Origin of the sequence: Loktanella sp. S4079 (genome assembly GCF_000967725.1) — a bacterium.
Lineage (GTDB): Bacteria > Pseudomonadota > Alphaproteobacteria > Rhodobacterales > Rhodobacteraceae > Yoonia.
This window is the reverse complement of sequence record NZ_JXYE01000007.1, coordinates 18,959-36,322: the sequence shown is the minus strand read 5'-3', so window position 1 is coordinate 36,322 and position 17,364 is coordinate 18,959. Positions and strand designations below refer to the sequence as shown.

Below are 17,364 nucleotides of genomic sequence, written 5' to 3'. Positions count from 1 at the left end.
CTGCTGCTTGCAAAAACTATTGTGTATGGGCGCGCAAAACTGGTTAAATGTCGCACCCGACGAGTAAAATATGAGATCCTGAATGGCCCGCGATCGCGCACACCAAGATGACGAACACTCCATGGCGATCCGCGCCGCGTGGCTCTATTACGTCGGCGGATTGCGGCAAACCGAAGTGGCCAAACGTCTTGGCGTCCCTTCGGTGAAAGCCCACCGATTGATCCAGAAAGTCGTCGCAGAAGGGGCGGTTAAGGTCAGCATCGAGGGCGATATCGTCGAATGTATCGAACTCGAAAACCAGCTGTCGGAGAGGTTCGGTCTAGAGACCTGCAATGTCGCTCCTGACCTCGAAGAAGACGGGCTACCGCTGCGCGCGCTTGGGCTTGCAGGGGCGGCTCGGATCCAGCAATGGCTCGAGGCGGACAATCAAATGATTATCGGTATTGGCCACGGCCGGACGCTCGCAGAGGCGGTGCGCACGATGCCGAGCATGACGACAAAGGGGCTGCGCTTTGTTTCGCTACTCGGTGGGTTGACCCGTAACTTTGCCGCTAACCCGCATGACGTGATGCACTTGCTCGCCGAAAAGACGGGTGCCCAGGCCTATGTCATGCCTGTGCCATTCTTTGCGAATACCTCTGATGACCGAGAGGTGCTCCTCTCGCAGAGGGGTGTTGCAGAGGTCTTCGAAATGGCAGAGGCGGCGCCGCTCAAAATTGTTGGGATCGGCACTGTTGAAACGGAAACCCAGCTTGTGACCTCGGGTATGATCGAACCTGACGAGATATCGCAAATCAGCCAGGCAGGGGCCAAAGGCGAGATGCTCGGGCACTTCTTCGACAAGGATGGTAACGCGATCGAAACCACACTGACCTCTCGCACTTTGGCGGTTACACTTGCTGGCGCGCACGAAAGCCGCATCATCGCTTTAGCTGGCGGCCCATCAAAGGTCGCGGCCATCAGTGCGGTTTTGCGCAGCGGGCGGCTCTCGGGATTGATCACCGATGAGCGAACCGCCCGCGCACTACTTAAATTGTAACGTGCGTCAGTAGCTTGCTGCCATCCTAGCGAGGGAGTTTACGCGGATCTTTTCAGCTTGTCCTGCAGTGCCGAAGGCTTCAAATTTGATCCTGCATTGTTGCTGCATGCTCGCCATGGCGGGTTTGAGGTATTTGCGCGGATCGAATTCCGATGGGTCACTGATCAGCGTCTTGCGAATGGCCGAGGTCGCCGCCAGACGTAGATCGGTGTCTACGTTGACCTTGCGCACACCGTGGCGAATGCCGCGCTGGATTTCCTCGAGCGGGACGCCCCATGTCGGCTTAATATCGCCACCGTATTCGTTGATTTGCGCGCACAAGTCCTGCGGCACCGACGACGAGCCATGCATCACAAGATGGGTGTTGGGTAGGCGCTGGTGAATCGCCTCGATCACATCCATTGCCAGCACATCACGATCGGGCTGCCGGGTGAATTTGTACGCCCCATGACTGGTGCCCATAGCAACAGCGAGCGCATCTACACCGGTCTCCGCCACAAAACGCTCGGCTTCTTCGGGATCGGTCAAAAGCTGCTCGTGCGACAGTTTCTCGGTTGCACCGTGACCGTCTTCTTGATCGCCCATGCCGGTCTCTAGTGAGCCCAGCACACCTAGCTCACCTTCGACAGATACACCCGCCGCATGAGCCATCTCGACTACTCGGCGGGTAATATCAACGTTATAGGCGAAATCGGCAGGGGTGCTCCCATCTTCCTTGAGCGAGCCGTCCATCATTACTGAGGTGAACCCATGCTGCACAGCCGTCACACAGGTGGCGAGGTTGTTGCCGTGATCAAGATGCATACACAGCGGGATATGCGGATAGATTTCGGCCAATGCATCGATCAGTTTCGCAAGTACGGTGTCATGGGCGTAGGCCCGTGCACCGCGGCTGGCTTGCAAGATCACCGGTGATCCAGTCTCGTTAGCCGCCGTCATGATGGCGAGACCCTGCTCCATGTTGGACATGTTGAATGCAGGTACTGCATAGTCGTTTTCGGCAGCATGATCGAGCAATTGGCGAAGGGTAATTCTAGCCATTAGGGTCTCCTATATTTTTGAATTCAGGTAACTTTCGAGCGTGTCCATCTCATTGACGCTGCCAAAAAATAGCGGCACGCGGGAATGGTTCTCGCTCGGGGTAAGTTGCAGGATCCGGGCGTATCCGTTGCTCGCTCGACCTCCTGCCTGCTCAATGAGATAGGCGATCGGAAAGGCCTCATAGGTGAGCCTGAGAAAGCCGTCCTGATAGCCCGGGCGCGAGTCGGCGGGATACATGAACAACCCGCCACGGCGCAGAATACGGTGCAGATCGCCCACAGCCGCGGCGATCCAACGCATGTTGAAATCACGCGTTCGCGGCCCTTCTTTGCCGTCCAGCAGATCGGCCACATAGGTTTGTAGCCCTTGTGGCCAGCGCCGTGTGTTGGAAGCATTGAAGGCGATTGTGCTTGTCTGAGGCTGGAGCGTCACGCCTTCATCCGCGATATAGAACTGCTCCGTTGCCGCATCATAGGTTGCAATCACGACGCCACTGCCGAAGCTGAACCCAAAATCGAGGCTATGGCCGAAAGACACATAGGCTGCCGCGATCATCTCCGTTCCTTGGCGTAGAAAGGTGCCACTGTTGGGAAAGACGCCGAAAAGGGCACCGAGCGGAGCTCCGATGCCGATGCTACCCGATCCGTCGATTGGGTCCATAGCCACGTCATAGAGCGCAGCGGGGTCCATGATCAGGACTTCTTCCTCCTCCTCGGAGAGCACATGCGCTACCGAGACAGTTTCAAAGGCTGTGAGGTAGTGCTCATGCGCGCCCCAATCGAGTGCCTTTTGGGCATCGCCCGAGGTGTTTTTCCCGATTTTTGCGGTGGGATCGCCTGTCAGATGTCCTTGTGCCAATCGCGCCGCAATCGGGATCGAACCTTGCGCAAAGACCATAATTAGGTCGGCCAACTCTTGTTCAACGGCGCCACGTGCCACAGCAGCATCTATGTATTCTGCAAGCGACGGCGCAGTTATCGCGCCGTCGTTTTTTAGTGGCATTGCTAAGTGGTCCATAGCTCAGCCTTGTCGCTTTGCGGCGCTATGCGCCTTGGAAACGATGGCCTCTCGCGTGATTCCGAATGTTTCATACAGTTCCTCGGCAGGGCCAGAGGCGCCGAAGCCATTCATGCCGATCACATCGTCTTCACTGTCGACATAGCGGGTCCAGCCGAACTTGCTTGCGGCCTCGACCGCGATGCGCGGTGCGGTGCCGAGCACCTCGGCACGATACTCGGGCAATTGTGCCTCGAACAATTCCCATGAGGGCATGGAGACAACGGCTACGCCAAGACCCTCTGCTGCAAGTTCCTCTGCGGCTTCGACGCAGAGGCTTACTTCGGTGCCCGTGGACAAGACTGTCACATCGCGGGTCTCGCCGAAGCTGCGGATCACATAGGCGCCCTTGGCCGACAAGTTTTCACCCGTCTCGTCAAGGCGCAGTTGTGGCACCCCTTGACGCGAGAGCGCGAGCAGCGAGGGCTTTGTCGCGGCGCGGAGTGCAATATCCCAACACTCCAGTGTTTCTACCGTATCAGCGGGGCGGAAGGTATGTAGGTTTGGAATTGCCCGAAGCGAGGCCAGGTGCTCGACTGGCTGGTGGGTCGGGCCGTCCTCGCCCAGGCCGATGGAATCGTGTGTCATAACATATATCGTTCCGACCCCCATGAGTGCCGATAGCCGGATCGCGTTGCGGGCGTAGTCGGAGAAGACGAGGAAGGTGCCGCCATATGGCTTCAAGCCGCCGTGCGTATTCATCCCGTTCATCGCTGCAGCCATGCCGAACTCGCGCACGCCATAGCCCACATATCGTCCGCCGCTTTTGGCAGAGAACTGGCTGTCGACCGCTGGCACGCGGGTCAGATTCGACCCCGTCAAGTCAGCGGAGCCGCCGATCAACTCGGGCAAGGTGGGGGCCAGCGCGTCAAGCGCCATTTGACTCGCTTTGCGGGTAGCAACCTTTTTCGGATCTGCAAAGAGAGCGGCGCGGGCAGCCTTGACCGCTGCGTCATACGCTGCCGGCAATGCGCCACTCATACGGCGCTCAAACTCGGCCTTTTGCGCGGAGGTATCCAGACGACCTTCCCACGCCGCACGTGCCTCAGCGCCTCGCGCTCCGATTTCCTTCCATTTTAAGGCAAGGTCGGAGGGTATTTCAAATGGGGCTTGCGTCCAGCCCAATGCTGCCTTGGTTGCTGCGGCCTCCTCGGTGCCGAGCGGAGAGCCGTGAGACGACGATTTGCCTGCCTTGTTAGGAGAGCCGAAGCCGATAGTGGTTTTCATAGCGATCAGCGTGGGCTTCGCGGTCTCCTGCTTACCTTGCGAAATTGCTTCAGATACGGCTGAAATGTCATGGCCATCACAGCTTACTACATGCCAACCGCATGCCTTTAGGCGCGCGGGTACATCTTCTGAAAAGGATACAGAGGTCGGACCATCAATGGTGATCTGGTTGTCATCATACAGAACGATCAGCTTGCCGAGACCGAGATGGCCAGCGAGCGAAATCGCCTCTTGTCCGATCCCCTCCTGCAGACACCCATCACCAAGGAACACATACGTGTAATGATCGACCAGTTCGTCGCCGAATTCGGCGGCCAACGCCCGTTCGGCCATAGCCATGCCGACTGCTGTGGCAATGCCTTGACCCAATGGACCTGTGGTCGTTTCGATCCCTTTAGCATGGCCGAACTCGGGGTGCCCCGCCGTTTTCGCGCCGAGTTGGCGGAAGTTACGAATCTGGTCGAGCGTCATGTCCGCATAGCCCGTCAGGTGCAGCAGTGAGTAAAGCAGCATGGAGGCGTGACCATTGGACAATACTACGCGATCACGGTCAGCCCAATCTGGGGTGGACGCGTCAAACTTCAGGTGATCGGCAAATAGTGCGACAGCAGCATCTGCCATACCCATCGGCGCTCCGGGGTGGCCGGATTTGGCCGCCTCAATGGCGTCAATCGAAAGGGCGCGTATGCAGTTGGCCAGATCAAAGCCTTGGGGATCACGGGCGCGGGCCTTGGATATCAGTGAAACACTCGAATCAATGGTCATTCTGTCCTCCTCCAGTTTGCGGTAGTGATAACGGGAGGCCTGAGTTATCACAATATAAAATCTCAAATTAACATTATTGACGAGATTTATGTGATGTGAAATGTTATGAATGAAGGAGCGCGATATGAAACGCGATGATAGGCAGCAAGCGATTATGGACCTTCTGGTCGCAGAAGGAGAGGTTGAGCTCGATAGCTTGGCGGAGCGCTTTGCTGTGTCCAAAATGACGATCCACCGTGATCTCGATGAACTTGAAAGCGAGGGTTTGCTCCGCAAAATCCGTGGTGGAGCGACGATTCAATCGGGAACCCGTTTTGAAAGCGACTTCCGTTTCCGCGAACGCCAAGGAGCCACGGAAAAGACCGCAATGGCCCACGCCGCACTCGCGCTGATCGAGCCGGGAATGACGGTGATGATCAATGACGGTTCGCTTGCTGCGATCCTTGGGAAGGCATGCACCGCGAAGCGGCCCCTGACTGTAATCACCAATAATGGTGCGGTTATCGATGCGCTCAAGGCTGAAGCGGGCATTACCCTTCTGGCGCTTGGTGGGCTCTATTCGAGCAAGTTCAACGCCTACCTGGGTAAGGTCACCGAAGATGCTCTGTCGCGTCTTCGTGCCGATATCGCCTTTATCTCGACGCCGGCGGTCTCGGGTACAAAAGTCTATCACATGGATGATGACGTTCTGCGCTCCAAACGGGCGATGATGGATCAGGCGCAGACAACTTGTTTGCTCGTGAACCACGCCCGTTTTGGCAAGGCCGCGCTGCATCAGCTCGCCGATCTGACGGAGTTCGACCACATCATCACAGATGCTACCCCCGCGTCCGAGGCCAAAGCGGCGCTTGATGCGGCGGGCATCACACTCACCATCACAAAATCACACGAGACACACACATGACACGACGCGACTTCTGGGTTGGGACCAGCTGGAAAATGAACAAGACATTGAGCGAGGCGCAGGATTTTGCCTCTGCCCTCGCTGCAACCACCAGCCCGTCGTCGCGGATCCAACGATTTGTGATTCCTTCCTTTACCGCCGTGCGCGAGGTCAAATCCCTACTCGCCGATTCTGACGTTCTTGTCGGGGCACAGAATATGCATTGGGACGACCAAGGGGCTTGGACGGGCGAAGTCTCTCCGCTCCAACTTAAAGACTGCAGTCTCGACATTATTGAATTGGGCCACTCTGAGCGCCGCGAGCATTTTGGAGAAACCGACGAGACAGTCGGCCTGAAAACCGAAGCTGCCGTGCGTCACGGTCTTATTCCGCTAATTTGTATTGGTGAGACGCTGGAAGAACGCAATGCGGGCCGCGCGGCTGAGGTGCTTGAGGCGCAGGTGCGCGGGGCGCTTGGCAAGCTGTCAGAGCCTCAGAGAGCCGCGCCGATCTTGCTCGCCTATGAACCCGTTTGGGCCATTGGCGTTAACGGCATCCCCGCAACCTCAGATTACGCTGATGCGCGGCAGGCAGAGATCATTGCGGTCGCTCAGGACGTGCTGGGGCGAAAGGTACCCTGTCTCTACGGCGGTTCGGTAAATCCCGAGAACTGCGAGGAGCTGATCCGCTGTCCGCATATCGACGGGCTGTTCATCGGGCGATCGGCTTGGGGCGTCGAGGGTTACCTCGACATCCTTAACCGCTGCGCAACCGTCATCTAACTCTAGGAAGGATAAAACATGAAAATTGCAGTCGCAGGCGATAGCGCTGGTAAAGACCTTGCCAAAGCTCTCTCAGAGTACCTTTCAACAACATATGAGGTGGAAAACCTCTCCGAAACCCCAGACGGCCCCGACGCCTTTTACGCCATTCTGTCCGATCGTGTTGGCTCGGCTGTGGTCGCGGGCGAATTCGACCGTGCCATTCTGGTTTGCGGTACGGGCATCGGCGTGTGTCTCGCTGCCAATAAGGTGCCGGGCATCCGCGCCGCCCAGTGTCACGACACCTACTCAGCGGGCAAGGCCGCTACATCTAACAACGCCCAGATCATCACCATGGGTGCGCGCGTAATCGGGGCCGAACTGGCCAAAGACATTGCTGATGCTTTCCTGACCGCCAGCTTTGACCCCGCCGGTAGTTCGACCGGGAACGTGCAAGCCATCAACGACGTGGATGCGAAATACCACGCGGTCTGAGAAGCCATCGTCAGGCACTTGCGACTTAAGTTATGGATAAGGAATGCCTGCCTTTTCCAACCGACGCTTATCATTGGTCATCTCGCGCAGCCTTCCACGTAACGACATACATGGTGCGCTCCGTGGTAGGCGCAATATGCGCACGCTCGCGTGTTTGATCATGGTCGCGGTGCAGGTAGGATCTAGCTGACTAAGCGGGTGTCAATTGTATGAAGCGTCGAACATGACGGCGGATGGTTCGATTTGATGCGCAGCCGCGTTTTCGCGTGTAGGACACGTAGCTGGCTTGAGCCAGACGTTGTGCGGGCGATGCCAATCATGGATGGTCTCAGGATAGTTGGAGGATGCCTTAGCCCCTTCTTGGCCGGCTTGCACCAAAAGCCGGGTCATAGCCGATGAGGCTGCCGCCGAGGAAGACCGCGAATGAAAGGCAGACCCAGAGCAGGGCCGTGAGGTTGAGCTGTTCGTAGAGCGCAAAGCGGATGAGTTCGACTGCGTGGCTGAATGGGTTAAGGGCGCATATATCGCGTAGCAGTGGTGAGCTTTCGGCCATTTTCCATAGTGGGTAGAGCGCGCTGGACAGAAAGAACATCGGGAAGATCACGAAATTCATGACGCCAGCGAAATTCTCGAGTTGTTTGATTGTTGATGAAATCAGCAAGCCAAGCGCGCCTAGCATTAGCCCAGTGATCACGAGCGCGGGGAGCACGTAGATATAGCCCATCAAGGGCAGGTGAATGCCAAACAGCGCAGCGATGGCCAGAAATGCATAGACTTGCAGGATGGAGACAGCAACGCCTGCCAAGAGTTTGCAAAACAGCAACCACCAACGGGGCAGGGGGCTCGTTAATAGTAGGCGCATCGACCCCATTTCACGGTCGTAAACGAGGCTAAGAGAGGACTGCATCCCATTAAATAGTTGGATCATCCCGCATAGCCCCGGAACGATATAAACCTCGTAGGTGATGTAGGTCTGGTATGGGGGGATAATCGACAAACCCAGTGCTGCTCGAAAACCGGCGGCAAAAACCAAAAGCCAAACCAACGGACGTACCAATGCGGCCAAAAAACGTGCGCGCTGGTTCACAAAGCGCATTGCTTCGCGTGCGGTAATCGCCTGTAAAGAGACAAGGTATGGCTTCATAGGCTTGGCTCTGGGGTTTGTTGGGTCATGTCCATAAAGGCATCAATCAGCGTTCCTGACCCGGCGATTGCCCTTGCGGTATCTTGTTTGCGTATTTTGCCTTGATGCAAGATGACGACATCGTCTTTGGGGTGAATTTCGTCCACGAGGTGGGTCGCCCAAAGCACCGTCATGCCGTCCGCGGCCAGATCATGGACGTGATCGGTGATTGATTTTCGGGTGGCGCTGTCCAGCCCAACAGTTGGTTCATCAAGCAAGAGAACTTGGGGTTCATGGATCAGGGCACGGGCAATCTCCATGCGGCGGCGGTGACCACCATTCAGACGGCGGACCTTTTCGGTGGCGCGTTCGCGCATCGATAGCCGATCAAGGACAGCATCAATACGGTGTTGTGCACTGCGCCCTGAAAGGCCCTGTAGCGCCGCAAAATACCGTAGATTTTGTGTCACAGACATGTCCAGATCGAGCGTTTGTTGTTGAAACACGACACCAAGCTGGGCCAGCGCGGCGCGGGGTTTACGGCTGAGGTCATGGCCCGCAATTGTGATCTGGCCCTGTTTGGTCACGAACAATCTGGTCAAAAGCGAAAACAGCGTAGATTTGCCTGCGCCATTTGGCCCAAGCAGCGCACAAAAGCGACCCGTGCTCAGCTCAAAGCTCACGTCTTTTAACGCGGCTTTGGCGCCGTAGTGATAGGATAGATTTTGTACGCTGAGGGGCTGCATAGGTTATTGGATCACGATTTGAACGCGCTGCCCTTCGCCGGTCGAGCCGGGTTGGCGAAGTTCATATGTGCCGGGTTTAATCGCAATGAATTCAATCTCCATTGTACCTGCCTCGTCGAACTCGACGCTATCGATCCCGAGCGGCCGGATCTCTAGCCCGTTGATCACGATCTCATTGATCCAAATCGCGCGAAAGAAACCAGCCCCCTCAAGAGCGAGTTCGCCGGTGCCGTCGGCCTCGATTTCGATTTCATACGCGGTGCCTGATTTCAGCATCAGGGGCGCTTCGGCGATGGGTTTCCCAACCGAAAGCGTCAGCGGTTCAAGGTCTTCTTTGTTGTTGTTGGATAGAATACCGGCAAAGCCAAAATCATGCGCAAAAGTCGGCGTAGCCAAGGCGAGGGCAGCAAGAATTGAAATGAGTTTCATTGTGGGTCTCCTCCGTTGTGTAATGTTGCAGGTTCTCCCTGCAGGGTCATGACTTGGGTGGCTAATGTGGCTGCCTCGGCCATGTTATGAGTGACGAAAATTGTCGTCGGTTCAGTCTTGTCGATGAGCCGTTTGGTCAGGCTCAGCATGTCGTCAGCGGTTGCTTGGTCCAGCGAAACGAATGGTTCGTCCAAAATCAGTAGCTCGGGTTGTCCGGCAAAGCCGCGTGCCAGTGACAATCGGCGTTGCTGCCCCAAAGAGAGCTGGCCGGGGAACATCTCGGCCTTGCCCGACAATCCGACATCGCGCAGCATGGCGTGGATCGCATCATTGGTACGGCTGGGGTGGACCAGTTTGATGTTGTCAAAAACAGACCGCCAAGGCAGCAACGTTGGCTCTTGGAAAACAATTCCGATATTTTCGGGGCGTTCAATCACACCGTCATATTTTGTATCTATGCCAGCGATGATCCGTAGCAATGTGGTTTTGCCGATCCCCGAAGCGCCCAAGATCGCGAGTGCGTCTCCGCGTTCTAGTGACAGGTGAATGTCACGTAGAACCTGTGTGTTGCCGTAGCTCTTGCTTTGCACATCGACGTTGATCATGCTTGCCTCCAGCGTCGGGCGCGGCGTTCCCATGGCTGCAAGATGACCCATTCAACCAATAGCATCACAGCGATAAACGAAAGCGCATAGACAAGAACCAAAGCCACATCGAATAGCTGAAAATAAAGGTGGATCTGAAACCCAATCCCATTTGATCTGCCCAAGAATTCAACGACGAGAACGATCTTCCAAATCACAGCGATGCCTGATCGTGCAGCGCCTGTCACAAATGGACCAAGCTGGGGTAGAATGATATGCCGCAGTATTGCGGATTTTCGCATGCCGAATACTTTGGCCATGGCTGATAGATCGGGGTTAAGCGATCTGGCACCTTCGCGAATGATCGTAGTGACATTTGGGATTTTGTTCAGCGTCACAGCCGTGATGGCCGCCGTTTCATTCAACCCGATCCATAAATAACACAGCACGATCAGGACCAATGCAGGAAGGTTCAAAAAGACCACAAGCCAAGGGTCCAGCCAGCGATCAATCGTCGGGAATAGCCCCATGACAAGCCCCAGAATGCAGCCCAGCCCCATCGCAAGCGCAAATGCCCAAACTACGCGGATCAACGTCATCCCAAGGTGATAGGGCAGCTCACCTGTCGCGATTTCTTGGCTGATCGGCGCGATGAGGTCTTGGGGCATTGGCAAGACGGTAGGGTTTGCGGCAATGGCCGCGACCGCGAACCAAAACCCCAATAATCCCAAAATCGAAATCGCCCGGACTGTCATCACTCGATGGGTACAAACAGGCCGTCCGGCAATGACGTTGCCTCTCCAACCAGCCGTTCACCGCCCAGTGCTGCCATGAGGCGTAGCATGCGATCTGCGCTTTCGATGTTCACGGCGCCCGGTTGCGGTATACCCGCACGGAAATCGGCGCGGAGCGTTTCAAATTGCGCGTCACTTTGTGCATTCATGATGGGGCGAATACGATCCCATGCGGCATCATCTGCGGCCAGCAAATCTTTGGCGTCGCGCGACGCACCGTACAAAGCGGCAGCAATACCGGGATTTTCAGTGATAAAGCTTTCTTTCATGACGTAGCCCAACAAAGGCACTTCGGGGTCGAGCCCAAGCGCGATAGAGGCGTCTTCGACTGAGATAATCTGGCGCATCCCCGCAGCCTTCATTTTTGCGAGGAAGTGCCAGAAATTAATGGCTCCGTCCGTTTCTCCGCCCAGCGCACTCTGGAAGATGAGCGGTGGCGCGCCAAAGACTTGTTCGGTCTCGGCCGCTAAGTCCATGCCATATTCTTGTTGCGCATAGGCGCGTAAGATTAGCCAGCTTTTGTCAACGGGACCGCCCGCGATACCGATACGCCCGCCAGCAAGGTCTTGTAGCGTTTCGGCGGTGCTATCAGCAGGAACGACAAGCCCGCCAACGGCTTTGGAATAGGGGATAAAGACATAGTCTTTGCCTGCTGCACGCTGTCGGGCGACCCAAATCCAATCCGCGACGGCCAGATCAGCCTCTCCCCCTTCGAGGGCGACACGCGTGGCGCCGTTATCGGCATAGGGTTGCACATCCAGAATGAACCCATTGTCTCGGTCAAATCCGTTATGCGTAATGGTGTCGAGTTCCCAATTCACCGTACCGATTTTCAAGACAGCAGCGCGGATTGTCGGCAGATCGGTTTGGGCTGCGGCCCCGAATGGCGCACAAGTTGCCGTGGCCAGTGCGAGCGCCACAAAGGCCCTGCGGCATATGTTCGTTATCATCTGTATTCCTCCCCCGATGATGCCTAGTCAGGTGTGACCGCAACGCCCCAGGGTTGCTCTCCGACTTGAATGGATTTGATGGCTTGCTGTCGATCCACGTCGATGACTGTGACGTCATTGGAATTGCCATTGGTCGTGATTAGAAACTCTTGGCCCGGTGTGAAATCCATCTGCCAGACCCGTTGGCCGACAAGAATGTAGTCAACAACCTCAAGCGTTTCGACGTCGATCACCGCGACCCGATTGGCAGGGCCCAGCGCCACGAAAAGCCATTTGTTATCGGCGGTCACGCGCATGCCGACAGGCTGAAGCCACTCTGGCTGAACGCCCGCCACTTCAAAGCTGATCTTGCTAGTCAGCTCTGGTCCGTTTGCCGCCAGCGGGTCAATAACACTGACGGTGCCACCAATTTCAGAGCTGACAAACAGTTTAGACCCGTCGTCGGTGTAGACTGCGTAGCGAGGGCGCTGATCGACCAGAATATTGTGTTTGATTTGATAGTCTGCGGTGTCGATGAAATGCGCCATATTGGTGGTTTCAGACGTGTTAATCACAAAGGCTGCATCAGGGCTGATCGCCATGCCTTCGGGTTCCACACCAACCGGGATTTCAGCCACAACCGTGCGGCTTTGGGTATCGACGACCGTCACGAGGTTATCGTCTTCGTTCGCGATATACAGATAATCCCCACTGGGATGGATCGTGAACAGCTCTGGGTCTGGCCCAGAGGGAAGGGTCCAGAGTTCCGCATAGGTTTCAGTGTCAAAAACACGCACTGTGTCGTCATCTGAGGAACAAACATACAGGAACTTGCCGTCAGGGCTGATCCCGATGCCACGCGGGCGATTACCGCCGGGGAACTCTTCGATGACCTCCCATGTATCGCTGTCGATCACCGTAATGGTATTTCCGCGTTCGTTGCTGACAAACACCTTATTAGCAAGGGCTGGACTGGCGAGCGTTGTGCAAGCAAAGCAGATTGCGGCGGCAAATGACGATTTGAACATGGTGCTATCCTATTGCGTAAAGGCGGTGCAGGCGCTCTCGGGTTGATCAAGCCCAAGCGTATCAAGCGTCGAGACCTGATGAAGGAAACCGTCTTGGGGTGAGACGCTGACAGTAAGCTTGCTATCGGTGAGCAGGACGGGTTGGCGCAATTGGCCGTTCCACGGGCGAAAGTTGACCTTGCGGCCCTTAAAGGCGGCTAATTCAAACGCATCGCTTAGAATATATTCGCGCAGCGCTGCCGGATCGGCCTGATTGATCCGAATGACCGCCTCTCCGATCACGCGCAGTGCGAGCCAGACTTCATAGTCGGCCTCTTGGACATAACGCCCTGAGTTTTCTTCAAATCGGCGCTGAAATTGGGTGGCCCCCCATGCCTCGTGGGCGGCGTGCATTGTTACTGGGCGCAGACCGCCTGACCCCATGACGGGCCGGGGTGTCCACAGGTGGTAAGGCAAATAGAGCGCGAATAGGTCAGAGTTATCCGCCGCGATAATGACGTCGTGATCCTCGGCACCTTGGGTAAAGACAGGGATTTGACGCTGCACAAGAACATGGCCCGTGTCGGTTCGACGCGATCCGCCGGTGTCCTCGAATTCGCGCTCTTCGACGATGTCAGCTCCAAATTTTGTCGCCGCCCGACGATAGGCATCACCCAATGCCTGATCCGTAGGGTTGGATCCTTGGATCAGGAACACCTCGTTCCATTGCTTCCAAATCGCGAATTGCATCACCGCATCCGCAAGCATCATTTCACTAGGCGCGACATGAAGTAAGTTGGCGCGGCATTGATCATCGCGTACCGACATGTCACGGCTGGTCGCGTTGAGCACCAAGACATCGGGCCCCGCTTGATCTGCGACTGTCAGCAGGTCCTGTGCATTTGCCATCACAACGAGCAGATCAATGCCATCACCCAGTAGCCCGCGTAGCGTTTCGTCCAATTCCTCTGGGGACGTGGCCACATAGCGGGTCGCAAACGTCATACCCATGAAGTTCCCGGTGGTCTGATTGTCCTCGTCAGCTAATACGCCACCTGCAAAGCCGATATCATCTGGCGTCAGATCAAATCGCGAGATTGGCAGTAATGACGGGTAATCCACCCGCAGTACTGCGGTGTTGATCTCAAGCGCATACGCACTGATTGCTGTGCCAATCAGGCAAGCAATCGACGTGACGAACCGTGCAAAACCCTTCATTTATTGGCGTACCCCCTTGAGAAATATTCCGGAAAAATCGGTTTATTTCAGTCCCTTTGCGGATGCTGCACTGATTCAGTTTCTAAAAAAACCGATACTTTAGGCTTATTGTCAGCATCTGTCGGGGTCCGCTACGGTCGTAGGGCTATGGTGCCTGATCTGCTTCAGGTGGCATTTACCGTTTCCTACGCAAGAGCCAGCCGATGAAAATTAACCGAAGAAGTCTTATTCTAATTGCCGCTTGTTTGCCGATTGCCGCGCATGCGCATGGGCCGACACGTCAGAAAATCACGCTCACCGCCGAGGTCGCGGCCCCGCCGTCCGAGGTCTGGGGCGTTGTCGGCGATTTCCAAGATATGAGCTGGCATCCGGCTGTTTATTCAAGCACCGGGGCAGGTGGCAACGAAATTGACGCAACGCGCCTGTTGGTGCTGGGCGAAGAGGGTGGTCCGACAATTGATGAAATCCTGTACAAATACGACGCCGAAAAAATGAGCTATTCGTACCGGATCACCGAGGTATCCGTCGACGTGTTACCTGTTACAAATTATTCCTCTCACATAACGGTTACGGCGACGGAGGGTGGTGGGTCACTGGTCGAATGGCGCGGTGCGTTTTACCGTGGCTACCCGAACAATGATCCACCGCCCGAACTGAACGACGAAGCCGCAATTGCGGCGGTTACCGCCGTTTATCAGGCTGGCTTGGATGCGCTTGTTGCCCGCTTTGGTAGCTAAGCGGCGTTTTGTCGTTTCGATTTTAACTTCCTTCGTTGCGGCGCAGGCCGTCGCGGAGGATGTTGCCTTTGTGACAAATCAAAATGGTCACACCCTGAGTATTGTTAATCTGGCGGACAATTCAGAGCAGCAAAGCATCGCGGTGCCGGGGGCACCTGCTGGGGTCGCCGTGGATCCGATGGGCGATTATGTTGTCACAGTCAGTGCTGACAGCAAGACCATCCGCAAATTCGATCCCGTGACCGGCGCGTTGCAGCAATCGATACAGCTTGATGGTGGGCCAATTGGTGTCGCTGTTCATCCTGACGGTGATCGGCTTTATGTATCTGATTGGTTTAACTCGCGGCTTTGGGTTTTGGGTGCAGCGGGGCTGAACCTGCAGGCTGAATGGCCGACCGGTACTGCGCCCGCCGGTGTCGCGGTAAGTGCTGATGGCAGGTTCGTTGCAAGCGCGGATAAAGAAGCCAATCAGGCATCTATCTTTGACGCACACACGGGCGAAGCGTTGCATCGGATTGGGGTCGGCGCGCGACCGTTTGGTATTACTTTTGGCCCAATGGGTCGGATATTCACAGCCAATGTCGGGTCGAACAGCGTTTCTGTTATAGATCCAGAGGCGGGCGCATTGGTTGCGACCATCCCGGTTGGGGAACGCCCTTATGCAATCGCCTTTGCCAATGGTCGCGGGTTTGTCACCAACCAATACGCAGACACAGTGAGCGTTTTCGACGTAGATGATCTAAAGGTGATCGCCACCATCTCGGTCGGTGAATACCCCGAAGGTATTGACGCCACCACGGATGAAACACGGGTTGTTGTGGCGAATTGGTTTTCGAATACCCTGAGCGTGATCGACACACATAAATTGACGGTCGTTTCTGAGATTGCTGTGGGTGACGGTCCACGTGCCTTTGGCACGTTCATCCGAAACGTGGGCGACTAGGTGCGTAGTCTGAGGGCGAAATTTGCGATTGCGGCTGCGGTCATCGGATTGATCGCAGTATTGTCCAGCGCGCTGACCATCCGGGCGACCTCTGTGATGTCCGAACAGGTGCAGATCGCGGTGACCGCTGAGAAACGGATGCAACGACTGTCTGACCTCGCGACCCAAGTTGGGTCGTTGATTGTTATCCTTTTTGAGGCGGCGCAAACGGGTGTTGATGCCCAAACGCGTCAGGCGCGTCTGGACGGGCTGAGCGCAGGGATACGCCAGATCTTTGCCGCCGTGCGCGCGGACCTCGGCCAAGATGTGAGCGGTGCCAATAGCGCCGATCTAAACGAACAATCACGCCGCGCTACGCGCAGTATCGGGATCGCACGGATGGAGGCACTATTTGAACGCACCATTGCTCAGTTTGTAGATCCTAAGATGGCATCGCCCGCACAGTTGCAAGGGGCGATTAACGCGTTTTCAATCGGATTTGACCCACTCCTAAACGCTGCGATGACCGAAAACCGCCGTGCGCGCGATGCCGCGATTGCGCGGGTTGATGCGCTAAAGGGGCGGTTGAGCCGCTTGGCGCTTGGGGTTGCCATTTTGGCAGTGCTTTTGGTTGCGGGGTTCTATTTTTTGCTCGTGCAACCACAGATGTCACGGTTGGATCGGTTGCAGATCGCGTCCCGCTCAATTGGGAACGAAGATTTTCGAATTGCCTTGCCCACGGACCAAGACGACGAAATCGGACAGTTGTTTCAGGCGACCAACGCAATGGCCGCGTCGCTAGGTGCACGCAAAAAGGTGGTCGAAAGCGAATGGTCACGGCTGAACCAGACCATAGCAGATCGCACCGAAGCATTGCGCAAAGCCAATGACGCCCTGTCAAAAACTGACGAGGATCGGCGTCGTTTCTTTGCTGATGTGAGCCATGAATTGCGTACCCCGCTGACGGTTATTTTGACCGAAGCAGAACTGGCCATGAAATCCGGCGAACCTGTCGATGGGCCCTTTGGGGTGATCCACGGGCGTGCCCGGCGACTTAGTCAGCGCATTGATGACCTTTTGCGGATTGCGCGTTCAGAAGGTGGAACGCTGGGGCTTGAGCAGAGCACGTTTGATCTGTCTGCCGTCTGCCGATCCGCCGCGGATGAGGTCATGAGCATTGCGCGCAACGCCGGGGTCACGCTTGCGGTGGATGAAGGTGACCCGATATCGGTGCGCGGTGATCAAAACTGGACGCGGCAGGTTATCACCGGTTTGATCGAAAACGCGCTTCGCCATGCACGCGACGGGCGTGTGGTCGAGGTACGGATATTGGCCATCGACGATCAAGCACTGGTCCGGATTATTGATAACGGCGCCGGGATTCCCGTAGGTGAATTAACGCGCGTGACGAGGCGGTTCGCTCAGTCTGACAAAGGTAAGTCCGGCGCGGCTGGGTTCGGGATTGGGCTTTCGCTTGCCCATTGGGTTGTAACCGAACAAGGCGGACAGTTGCGTATCGACAGTCCTGTGCCCGAACACCTGAAATGCGGGGACCAGCCCGGTACGATTGTCACGGTGTCTTTGCCGATTGCAGAGGAATAATATCAC

Annotated in this window: 18 protein-coding genes; 7 read left to right on the top strand and 11 right to left on the bottom strand. The window is 56.1% G+C overall.

Annotated features, from left to right (window positions below):
- Positions 1–82: 82 nt before the first annotated feature.
- A complete protein-coding gene (locus tag TW80_RS14950; RefSeq protein ID WP_045998261.1) occupies positions 83–1,039 on the top strand; it encodes a sugar-binding transcriptional regulator in 957 nt (318 codons plus the stop codon).
- A gap of 6 nt (positions 1,040–1,045) precedes the next feature.
- On the opposite strand, the gene fba is transcribed toward TW80_RS14950, so the two are convergent.
- From fba to tkt, 3 genes are read right to left on the bottom strand one after another with little or no spacing between them, the layout of a single operon-like run.
- Entirely contained in the window at positions 1,046–2,080 is a 1,035-nt protein-coding gene (gene fba / locus TW80_RS14945) for a class II fructose-bisphosphate aldolase (protein ID WP_045998260.1), read from the bottom strand.
- A gap of 9 nt (positions 2,081–2,089) precedes the next feature.
- Positions 2,090–3,097 (bottom strand): class 1 fructose-bisphosphatase, encoded by a 1,008-nt coding sequence (locus TW80_RS14940; protein WP_045998259.1) that lies wholly within the window; start codon positions 3,095–3,097, stop codon positions 2,090–2,092.
- A gap of 3 nt (positions 3,098–3,100) precedes the next feature.
- The gene (tkt, locus tag TW80_RS14935) at positions 3,101–5,128 is read right to left on the bottom strand and encodes a transketolase (protein ID WP_084625821.1); all 2,028 of its coding nucleotides are present in this window, start codon (positions 5,126–5,128) and stop codon (positions 3,101–3,103) included.
- 124 nt (positions 5,129–5,252) lie between these two features.
- Here tkt and TW80_RS14930 point away from each other — a divergent pair, with 124 nt between their 5' ends.
- Genes TW80_RS14930 through TW80_RS14920 form a run of 3 tightly spaced genes read left to right on the top strand, consistent with a single transcriptional unit; the run spans position 5,253 to position 7,267 of the window.
- Positions 5,253–6,032 (top strand): DeoR/GlpR family DNA-binding transcription regulator, encoded by a 780-nt coding sequence (locus TW80_RS14930; RefSeq protein ID WP_045998388.1) that lies wholly within the window; start codon positions 5,253–5,255, stop codon positions 6,030–6,032.
- On the top strand, positions 6,029–6,793 hold the full coding sequence (locus TW80_RS14925) for a triose-phosphate isomerase (RefSeq protein ID WP_045998258.1): 765 nt from the start codon (positions 6,029–6,031) through the stop codon (positions 6,791–6,793). Before TW80_RS14930 ends, TW80_RS14925 begins: the two co-directional genes overlap by 4 nt.
- An 18-nt stretch (positions 6,794–6,811) precedes the next feature.
- On the top strand, positions 6,812–7,267 hold the full coding sequence (locus TW80_RS14920) for an RpiB/LacA/LacB family sugar-phosphate isomerase (protein ID WP_045998257.1): 456 nt from the start codon (positions 6,812–6,814) through the stop codon (positions 7,265–7,267).
- A gap of 349 nt (positions 7,268–7,616) precedes the next feature.
- Here the strand turns inward: TW80_RS14920 and TW80_RS14915 are convergent, their stop codons facing one another.
- The 8 genes from TW80_RS14915 to TW80_RS14880 are packed head-to-tail and all read right to left on the bottom strand — an operon-like array spanning position 7,617 to position 14,097.
- Positions 7,617–8,411 (bottom strand): ABC transporter permease, encoded by a 795-nt coding sequence (locus TW80_RS14915; protein WP_045998256.1) that lies wholly within the window; start codon positions 8,409–8,411, stop codon positions 7,617–7,619.
- Entirely contained in the window at positions 8,408–9,136 is a 729-nt protein-coding gene (locus TW80_RS14910; protein ID WP_045998255.1) for an ABC transporter ATP-binding protein, read from the bottom strand. The genes TW80_RS14915 and TW80_RS14910 overlap by 4 nt, the downstream gene beginning before the upstream one ends.
- Positions 9,137–9,139: 3 nt before the next feature.
- Positions 9,140–9,565, bottom strand: a complete 426-nt coding sequence (locus tag TW80_RS14905) for a hypothetical protein (RefSeq protein WP_045998254.1) — start codon at positions 9,563–9,565, stop codon at positions 9,140–9,142.
- The gene (locus TW80_RS14900) at positions 9,562–10,170 is read right to left on the bottom strand and encodes an ABC transporter ATP-binding protein (RefSeq protein WP_045998253.1); all 609 of its coding nucleotides are present in this window, start codon (positions 10,168–10,170) and stop codon (positions 9,562–9,564) included. The genes TW80_RS14905 and TW80_RS14900 overlap by 4 nt, the downstream gene beginning before the upstream one ends.
- Positions 10,167–10,904 carry an ABC transporter permease gene (locus TW80_RS14895; RefSeq protein ID WP_045998387.1) on the bottom strand — a complete coding sequence of 246 codons (738 nt, stop codon included), beginning with the start codon at positions 10,902–10,904 and terminating at the stop codon, positions 10,167–10,169. Before TW80_RS14895 ends, TW80_RS14900 begins: the two co-directional genes overlap by 4 nt.
- The gene (locus tag TW80_RS14890; RefSeq protein ID WP_052701020.1) at positions 10,904–11,893 is read right to left on the bottom strand and encodes an ABC transporter substrate-binding protein; all 990 of its coding nucleotides are present in this window, start codon (positions 11,891–11,893) and stop codon (positions 10,904–10,906) included. The genes TW80_RS14895 and TW80_RS14890 overlap by 1 nt, the downstream gene beginning before the upstream one ends.
- A 23-nt stretch (positions 11,894–11,916) precedes the next feature.
- On the bottom strand, positions 11,917–12,900 hold the full coding sequence (locus tag TW80_RS14885) for a YVTN family beta-propeller repeat protein (protein WP_045998251.1): 984 nt from the start codon (positions 12,898–12,900) through the stop codon (positions 11,917–11,919).
- Between the two features lie 9 nt (positions 12,901–12,909).
- Positions 12,910–14,097: an ABC transporter substrate-binding protein gene (locus TW80_RS14880; RefSeq protein ID WP_045998250.1), complete on the bottom strand. Its 1,188-nt coding sequence runs from the start codon at positions 14,095–14,097 to the stop codon at positions 12,910–12,912.
- 203 nt (positions 14,098–14,300) lie between these two features.
- Between TW80_RS14880 and TW80_RS14875 the strand changes: the two genes are divergently transcribed.
- The 3 genes from TW80_RS14875 to TW80_RS14865 all read left to right on the top strand — a co-directional run bounded on the left by TW80_RS14875 (position 14,301) and on the right by TW80_RS14865 (position 17,358).
- Complete coding sequence (locus TW80_RS14875) at positions 14,301–14,834, top strand: SRPBCC family protein (protein WP_045998249.1); 534 nt, start codon at positions 14,301–14,303, stop codon at positions 14,832–14,834.
- Between the two features lie 70 nt (positions 14,835–14,904).
- Positions 14,905–15,777: a YVTN family beta-propeller repeat protein gene (locus tag TW80_RS14870; protein ID WP_239450566.1), complete on the top strand. Its 873-nt coding sequence runs from the start codon at positions 14,905–14,907 to the stop codon at positions 15,775–15,777.
- Positions 15,778–17,358, top strand: coding sequence for a sensor histidine kinase (locus TW80_RS14865; RefSeq protein ID WP_045998247.1), 1,581 nt, complete (start codon positions 15,778–15,780; stop codon positions 17,356–17,358).
- Positions 17,359–17,364 lie beyond the last annotated feature (6 nt).

What these genes read in the sequence shown, in the direction of transcription:
- TW80_RS14950 (WP_045998261.1), top strand. Translation starts at nt 83, where the DNA reads ATGGCCCGCGATCGCGCACACCAAGATGACGAACACTCCATGGCGATC.
- fba (WP_045998260.1), bottom strand. Translation starts at nt 2,080, where the DNA reads ATGGCTAGAATTACCCTTCGCCAATTGCTCGATCATGCTGCCGAAAAC.
- TW80_RS14940 (WP_045998259.1), bottom strand. Translation starts at nt 3,097, where the DNA reads ATGGACCACTTAGCAATGCCACTAAAAAACGACGGCGCGATAACTGCG.
- tkt (WP_084625821.1), bottom strand. Translation starts at nt 5,128, where the DNA reads ATGACCATTGATTCGAGTGTTTCACTGATATCCAAGGCCCGCGCCCGT.
- TW80_RS14930 (WP_045998388.1), top strand. Translation starts at nt 5,253, where the DNA reads ATGAAACGCGATGATAGGCAGCAAGCGATTATGGACCTTCTGGTCGCA.
- TW80_RS14925 (WP_045998258.1), top strand. Translation starts at nt 6,029, where the DNA reads ATGACACGACGCGACTTCTGGGTTGGGACCAGCTGGAAAATGAACAAG.
- TW80_RS14920 (WP_045998257.1), top strand. Translation starts at nt 6,812, where the DNA reads ATGAAAATTGCAGTCGCAGGCGATAGCGCTGGTAAAGACCTTGCCAAA.
- TW80_RS14915 (WP_045998256.1), bottom strand. Translation starts at nt 8,411, where the DNA reads ATGAAGCCATACCTTGTCTCTTTACAGGCGATTACCGCACGCGAAGCA.
- TW80_RS14910 (WP_045998255.1), bottom strand. Translation starts at nt 9,136, where the DNA reads ATGCAGCCCCTCAGCGTACAAAATCTATCCTATCACTACGGCGCCAAA.
- TW80_RS14905 (WP_045998254.1), bottom strand. Translation starts at nt 9,565, where the DNA reads ATGAAACTCATTTCAATTCTTGCTGCCCTCGCCTTGGCTACGCCGACT.
- TW80_RS14900 (WP_045998253.1), bottom strand. Translation starts at nt 10,170, where the DNA reads ATGATCAACGTCGATGTGCAAAGCAAGAGCTACGGCAACACACAGGTT.
- TW80_RS14895 (WP_045998387.1), bottom strand. Translation starts at nt 10,904, where the DNA reads ATGACAGTCCGGGCGATTTCGATTTTGGGATTATTGGGGTTTTGGTTC.
- TW80_RS14890 (WP_052701020.1), bottom strand. Translation starts at nt 11,893, where the DNA reads ATGATAACGAACATATGCCGCAGGGCCTTTGTGGCGCTCGCACTGGCC.
- TW80_RS14885 (WP_045998251.1), bottom strand. Translation starts at nt 12,900, where the DNA reads ATGTTCAAATCGTCATTTGCCGCCGCAATCTGCTTTGCTTGCACAACG.
- TW80_RS14880 (WP_045998250.1), bottom strand. Translation starts at nt 14,097, where the DNA reads ATGAAGGGTTTTGCACGGTTCGTCACGTCGATTGCTTGCCTGATTGGC.
- TW80_RS14875 (WP_045998249.1), top strand. Translation starts at nt 14,301, where the DNA reads ATGAAAATTAACCGAAGAAGTCTTATTCTAATTGCCGCTTGTTTGCCG.